Genomic DNA, 7,041 nt, shown 5'->3' on the forward strand with positions numbered 1-7,041 from the left:
GGGGGTCGGTTCGACCGGGCGCGACCTCCTGCGGCGACTGGAGGTTAGCGCCTCACGCGAGACGACCCCCTCTGTCGCCTTTGGCGACATCTCCCCCTCAAGGGGGGAGATAACGCTCTCCGCGGCCTTCGCCAGTCTCCGGTGACCTTGCAGGCTCGAATTGCGTGACATTCCTGCTCCCCTGCTTATATGATGGGGGTTCTCCACTAAAAGCGGAGGTGCCTCCGTTTATTTACGTGGGGGCTGGCCATGCATGGTTCAAGCCCCCATATGCGCAGTGGAGAAAAAAATGGCCTTTGAGCCGTCAGCGTCTGTCGAACCCAAGCCCGAGACGGCCGAAAAGCCGTTGCGCGCCGACGCGCGGCGCAACCGCGACCGGCTGGTCGAGGTGGCGGCCGCCGTATTCGCCGAACGCGGCATCGACGCCTCGCTGGAAGAAATCGCGCGGCGCGCAGGGGTCGGCATCGGCACGCTCTACCGGCATTTCCCGACGCGTGAGCATCTGGTCGAGGTGGTCTACCGCCGCGAGGTGGAAGGGTTGTGCGCGGCCGCCGGCGAGCTTGCGCAGAAGCATCCCAGCGACGTCGCGCTGGAAGAGTGGATGCGTCGCTTCGTCGACTATATCGCCACCAAGCGCGGCCTGGCGACCAGCCTGCGCATCCTGCTCACCACCAATTCGACGTTGTTTTCCGACACGTCCGGTCGGGTGTCGCAAGCGATGCGGCAACTGGTCGAGGCGGCGGTGGCCGACGGCACGATCCGCGCCGATGTCGATGCCTCCGACGTGCTGCATGCGCTGTCGGGCATCTATTCCGCCCCCGACACGCCGGAGTGGCGCGACCGTTCGCGCCGGCTGGTGAAGCTGTTGATGGACGGCTTGCGCTTCGGAGCGGGGAAAAGCTGACAGGCCACTCCTGGCGCGGTCATGACATGGCGGCCTCGGCGGCCGGTTCCCGTGCGGGGCTGACATCACGCCGGCGCAGCCGGTCCAGCGTGAGATAGATAACCGGCGTCGTGAAGAGCGTAAGAATCTGGCTGACGATCAGGCCGCCGACGATGGCGTAGCCGAGCGGCTGACGGATCTCGGCTCCCGATCCGTGTCCGAGCATGAGCGGGATGCCGCCGAGGATCGCCGCCATCGTGGTCATGAGGATCGGCCGGAAGCGCAGCAGGGCGGCCTCGCGGATGGCTTCCAGGCTGGTTGCGCCGTTCTGTTCGGCCGTAATGGCGAAGTCGACGAGCATGATGCCGTTCTTCTTGACGATACCGATCAGCAGGATGACCCCGATCATGGCGACGAGGCTGAAATCGAGGCCGGCCAGCATCAGCGCCGCCAGGGCGCCGAGGGCTGCGGAAGGCAAGGTCGACAGGATCGTCAGCGGATGGACGAAGCTCTCATAGAGCACGCCCAGAATGAGATAGACGACGACCAGCGAGGCGCCGATCAGCAGCGGAACCGTGGCCAGCGAATCCTGGAACGCCTGCGCGCTGCCGGCGAAGGCGCCGGTCAACGAGGCCGGAGGCTGGAGCGCCGTGAACGCCTTGGTCACGGCCTGTGTCGCCTCGCCGAGCGAGGCGCCGGGCACAAGGTTGAAGGAGACGGTGGTGGCGGGAAACTGCCCCTGATGGTTGATCGAGACTGGCGCCACGGTCTGCGTGGTCCAGTGGGCGATGTTGCCGAGCGGCACCAGCGTGCCGTCGGCCGCTTTCACCGACAGCCGGTCCAGCGTCTGCAGGTCGTGCTGGAGCCTTGGCAGCACTTCGAGCACGACATGGAACGTATCGGTCTGGGTGGTGAACTGTCCCACCTGGCGCTGGCCGAAGGCGTCGTAGAGCGTATCGTCGATCGTCTGCGGCGCCACGCCGAACAAGGATGCCGCGGCGCGGTCGATCTTGAGCGAAAGCGTCGGCGCGACCTTCTGCTGGTCGCTGGCGACATCGGTGATCTCGGGAACCTTCTTCAGCGCCTCGACCACCTTCGGCGCCCAGGCGTCGAGCTCGGCGACGTCGCTGTCCTCCAGCGTGAACTGGTACTGGGTGCGGGCCGGCCGGGCGCCGATGTTGATGTCCTGCGCGGCCTGCATGAAAAGCTGGATGCCTTCCACCTTGGCGAGTTCCGGCTTCAGCCTGGCGATGACCTGCTGGGCCGACACGTCGCGCTCCGCCAGTGGCTTCAGCGTGATGTTGACATGGCCCTGGTTCAGCGCGTTGCCGCCATTGCCGCCGCCTATGTCCATGAACACGCTGTAGACGGCGGGGTCCTTCATGACCACGGCGCTGATGCGCTCCTGGAGCTCGACCATCTTCGGGTAGGACACCTCGGCCGCGGCCTGCGACTGGCCGCCGATGAAGCCGGTATCCTGGTCGGGGAAGAAGCCCTTGGGGATTTCGACGAACAGCCAGGCGGTCGCCGCCAGCGTGGCGACAAAGACGGCAAGCGTCAGGCGGCTGTGGTTCAGCGCCACATCGAGCGCTTTCGCATAGCCTTTCTGGAGGCCCTCGAAGGCGTGTTCGCTCCAGCGGTACAGACGGTTTGCCCTGGCCGGATCGGTCGGCTTGATCATCCGGGCCGCCATCATCGGCGTCAGCGTCAGCGACACGATGGTCGACAGGATGATGCTCAGCGTCAGCGTCATGGCGAATTCGCGGAACAGGCGGCCGACGATGCCGCCCATCAGCAGGATCGGAATGAGCACCGCGATCAGCGACAGGCTGATCGAGATGATGGTGAAGCCGATCTCACGCGAGCCGCGAAAGGCTGCCGCCAATGGTTCCTCGCCGGCCTCGATGTGACGCGTGATGTTCTCCAGCATGACGATGGCGTCGTCGACGACGAAGCCCACCGCCACCACCAGCGCCATCAGCGACAAATTGTCGATGCTGAAGCCCAGGAGATACATGGGAGCTGCGGCGCCGAGCAGAGCCAGCGGCAGGGTGATCGCCGGGATCAGCGTCGCCCTGAGGCTGCGCAGGAAGATGAAGATCACCATCACCACCAGCGCGATGGTGATCATCAGCGTGAACTGGACATCGCGCACCGAGGCGCGGATGGTCGTGGTCCTGTCTGTCACCAGCGACAATTTTATCGACGCCGGCAGCGAAGCCTGCAGATCCGGCAGGGCCTGCTTGATCCGGTTGACGACCTCGATGACGTTGGCTCCGGGCTGCCGGAAGACGTCCACGGCGATGCCGCGCTCGCCATTGGTCCAATGGGCCATCTTAGCGTCCTCGGGGCCCATCACCGCCTGGCCGATGTCGCGGATGCGGATCGGGCCGCCGTCGCGATAGGCGACCACCGTGTCGCTCCATCCGGCGGCATCGGTTATCTGGTCATTGTCGTAGATCGGAAAGGTGCGCGTGGCGTCGTCTATGTTGCCCTTGGGGCTGCTGACGCTGAGGCCCGAAATGGCCGAGCGGACATCCTCCAGCGTGACGCCGGCGGCGCCGATGCGGCCCGGATCGACTGAAATGCGGATGGCGGGCTTCTGTCGGCCGCCGATATTGACCTGCGCCACGCCCTGCATCTGGCTGATCTTCTGGGCAACGCGGGTCTCGATCAGCTCGTCGACATCGATCAGCGACAGCGTGTCCGATGTGGCGGAGAGTTGCAGCACAGGGGCGTCGGCGGGATTGACCTTGCGAAAGGTCGGCGGCGCCGGCAGGTCCTTGGGAAGCTGGCCGCTGGCTGCGGTGATGGCCGCCTGCACATCGCTGGCCGCCTGGTCGATGTCGCGGTCGAGGTTGAACTGGACGGTGATCTCGGTCGAGCCGAGCGAACTCGACGAGGTCATCTCGGTGACGCCGCTGACCTTGGACAATTGCGTCTCGAGCGGCTGCGCCACCGAGGAGGCCATCGTGTCGGGCGCCGCGCCGGGAAGGTTGGCGGCGACCTGGATCGTCGGAAAGGCGATTTCGGGCAGGGCCGAGACCGGCAGCAGGGGATAGGCCACCGCGCCGAGGAAAAGGATGCCGACCATCAACAGCGTCGTGGCGACGGGATGGGCGATGAAATAGGCCGATACGCCGGAGAGGCGTTCCTGCGTGCCGAGTTTTACGGCAGAAGGCTTGCGCGGGGCGGATGCCGCTTCGATTTTCGTGTTCATCGAGCGGCCGCCGATCCGGACGCGGCCACGGCCTGATCGGCCGGAGGCTGCGTGTTGCCCGGTCCCAATATGTGGACGGTCGATCCGTCAGCGATCTGGCCAAGCCCGTCGAACACGATGGTCTGTCCGTCGGAAAGGCCGGCGGTGACCAGCGCCATGCCGTCTGTCGTGACGGACACCGTGACCTTGTGCCTGGTCGCCTTGTTGTCGGGGCCGATGACATAGGCGGCAAGGCCGTCGACGCCGCGCGCCAGCGCCTTGTCGGGCACCACGACGCCCTTCTCGTTGGCGACGGTAAGACGCGTCGCCACCGGCAGGCCGGGCCACAGCGTGCCGGCGCCATTGTCGAAGTTGGCGCGCAGCCGGATCGAGCCGTTCGAAGCGTTGACCAGATTGTCCATCAGGGTCAGCTTGCCGCGCGCCAGCACATGGCTGCCGTCGGTGGCGATGGCTTCGACATCGGCGATGCCGTCCTTGAGCGCGCCGCGTATTTCGCGGAAACGATCGCCGGGCGCGACGAACACGACGCCGACCGGATCGAGCTGCGTGATGGTCAGCAGCCCGTCGGTGGCACCTTGCGTGACGATGCTGCCCACGCTCGCGGTCTTGAACCCGGTCAGGCCGCCGATCGGCGCGCGAATGGTGGCGTAGCTGAGCTGGGTCTCGGCGCTGCTGATGGAAGCCTCGTCGGCGGCGACCGTCGCCTCCAGCTGCCTGACGGCCGAGGTCTTCGAATCGAGATCCTGGGAGGACACGACCTTCTTGTCGGCCAATGCCGCGTACCGGTCCAGGTCGGCGCGGGCATTGCCCAGCAGCGCCTCGTCCTGGGCTTTCTTGGCCCGCGCCCCATCGAGCGTCGCCTGCAGCGAGCGCGGATCGAGACGGATCAGGACATCGCCCGCCTTGACGATGTCGCCCTCGGCGAAATTGATTTCCTCGACCTGGCCGTCGATGCGTGGCCGCAAGGTAACGGACTGGAGCGGCGTTACGACGCCGATGCCGGCGATGATGCGCGGCACAGAGCCCGTCCTGGCGACCACCGTGGTGACAGGCACGGCTTCGGGAGCCTGGGAACTCGCCGCCACGCTGTCGCTGCCAGTATGGCCATTGCGGAACCAGAGGACCGCCGCGCCGGCCAGCACCACAATGACAGCCGTCCAGATGAACGCAGGCGATCGAAGCGACATATCAGGAACCCCTCAAGTTCCCTGAAACGGGCTCATGGTCGAAATGTTCCGGGCAGGAATCGCAAGTCCGCGCCGTCGCATTGCGGGGATGGAGATGATCGCGTGGTGGCGGCGCGTTCTATTGCTGGGGGGTCTGCCGGCCCGAGATCACGCGCAGCCAGGGCGCCAGATGGAAGGCGCTCATCAGCAGGTACATGGCCGCCATGCCGGTCAGCGGCGAGCTGCCCATGCACAGCATCGACGCGCCGCTGTTCTCGAAACAGGAGAGCAGGGCCATCAGTGCGAAGGTCGGAGCGGCGGCGAGGCACAGCCAGTCGGCGATGCCGAGCGGAGCCGTGGTTTCGGGGGGCATGCCGCCGCTTGCTTGGATGTCGCTCATGGTCTTGTTCCCTGATGATCTTGCGGCCCTATAGGACTTGGGTTCCTCGCCTCCACGAAAGTGGGGGAGAGGTGGCCGCGCAGCGGCCGGAGAGGGGGCTTTCGTAGGGCGCAGTCCCCTCTCCGTCTCGGCTCCGCCGAGCCACCTCTCCCCACTTCGTGGGGCGAGGAAACCAAGCTGGATAACCCGCTATTCGCCCTTGTCCCGGAACGCGGCTTCGCCGGCGGCCGAAACCTCGGCCCATTTCTTGTCGTGGCCGGCGTCATAATTGTCGTGCCAGTTCCACCAGCTATAGAGCGGGGTCTGGGGATAGCCCTCGGGCGAATCTTCCCAGATTTCCTGGCGGCCGAGCGGGGTGGCGTCGAGGTAGCTCCACACCGTGCCCATCGCCTCGTCGCCGCGGCTGTTGATGAAGTAGGTGCGGAAGACGCGGTCGCCGTCGCGGAAGAAGACGTTGTGGCCGTGCCATTCGTCGACGCCGAAGTCTTTGTCGAAACTGTCTGTGATCGTGTACCAGGGGATGTTTTCCCAGCCCATCCGCTGCTTCAGCCTGGCGATGTCGGGCTGCGGCGCGCGCGAGGCGTAGGCCAGCGTGGTGTTGCGGGCGTTGAGATGGGCGAGGTGGCCGACCTGGTCTGCGCCGAGCGAACAGCCCCGGCAGGCATGTTCGGGCCAGCCATAGACGCCGGGCTCGAAGAAGGCGCGGTAGACGATCAGCTGGGGGCGACCCTCGAACAGGTCGAGCAGGCTCGCCTTGCCGTTCGGCCCGTCGAACACATAGGCCTTGTCCACTTCCATCCACGGCATGCGGCGGCGTTCGGCGGCGAGCGCGTCCCTGGCGCGCAGCGTGGCCTTTTCCTTGACCAGCATCGCTTCACGCGCGGCTTCCCAATCCTGCTTCGAAACGACCGGCGGGGTCTTCATTGTGGTGTGCGTGTTCACTTGCCTTCTCCTTCTGCCATGGCGTGGGTTGTCGCCGTGTGGTCATCCGTCGCGATGCCGGGGCGGTGCGACGGCGCCGGACGCGTTACGAATGCGATCGGGTTTGAATCCTCCGGCCCGGCGCAGCAGGGATGGCGCGGCGGCGAAGCATGCTTGAAGTCGTCACTTGCAGACATTTCAATTGTCCCTAACTGGATGCCTTGGTCCTGCATCCGAGGTGTTGCGATTGCCGTTTGCGGGGCAGCCAGGCCGTCGGTGGCGCCAGCCGCATGCCCCGTATTCTCGGGACGATGCGGCTTGCTGGCCGGCGGTGGTGGCTTAAAGTTAGGGCGGTGAAGCGCGGGGGTGGGAGTTACAAGTGTGACGGGATTTGAATGGACTCGCTGATCACCGCGGCAGGGCTGGCGCTGGCGGCGGGCGATCCGCTCGG

6 protein-coding genes are annotated in these 7,041 nt (G+C 65.9%); 1 reads left to right on the top strand and 5 read right to left on the bottom strand.

Annotated elements, in window-relative coordinates:
- Window positions 1-289 precede the first annotated feature (289 nt).
- Window positions 290-904 (top strand): TetR/AcrR family transcriptional regulator, encoded by a 615-nt coding sequence (locus J0I79_RS02175; RefSeq protein WP_292855039.1) that lies wholly within the window; start codon window positions 290-292, stop codon window positions 902-904.
- Between the two features lie 19 nt (window positions 905-923).
- On the opposite strand, the gene J0I79_RS02180 is transcribed toward J0I79_RS02175, so the two are convergent.
- The 5 genes from J0I79_RS02180 to J0I79_RS02200 all read right to left on the bottom strand — a co-directional run.
- Window positions 924-4,103, bottom strand: a complete 3,180-nt coding sequence (locus J0I79_RS02180; protein WP_292855041.1) for an efflux RND transporter permease subunit — start codon at window positions 4,101-4,103, stop codon at window positions 924-926.
- Entirely contained in the window at window positions 4,100-5,290 is a 1,191-nt protein-coding gene (locus J0I79_RS02185; protein WP_292855043.1) for an efflux RND transporter periplasmic adaptor subunit, read from the bottom strand. Before J0I79_RS02185 ends, J0I79_RS02180 begins: the two co-directional genes overlap by 4 nt.
- 118 nt (window positions 5,291-5,408) lie before the next feature.
- Window positions 5,409-5,669 (bottom strand): hypothetical protein, encoded by a 261-nt coding sequence (locus J0I79_RS02190; protein ID WP_292855045.1) that lies wholly within the window; start codon window positions 5,667-5,669, stop codon window positions 5,409-5,411.
- A 189-nt stretch (window positions 5,670-5,858) separates the two neighbouring features.
- On the bottom strand, window positions 5,859-6,593 hold the full coding sequence (locus tag J0I79_RS02195) for a thioredoxin family protein (protein ID WP_292855049.1): 735 nt from the start codon (window positions 6,591-6,593) through the stop codon (window positions 5,859-5,861).
- 14 nt (window positions 6,594-6,607) lie between these two features.
- A partial coding sequence (locus tag J0I79_RS02200; RefSeq protein ID WP_292855047.1) for a hypothetical protein occupies window positions 6,608-7,041 on the bottom strand: 434 nt, incomplete at its 5' end.

The organism is Mesorhizobium sp. (assembly GCF_017306585.1).
In the GTDB taxonomy this organism is placed as follows: domain Bacteria; phylum Pseudomonadota; class Alphaproteobacteria; order Rhizobiales; family Rhizobiaceae; genus Mesorhizobium.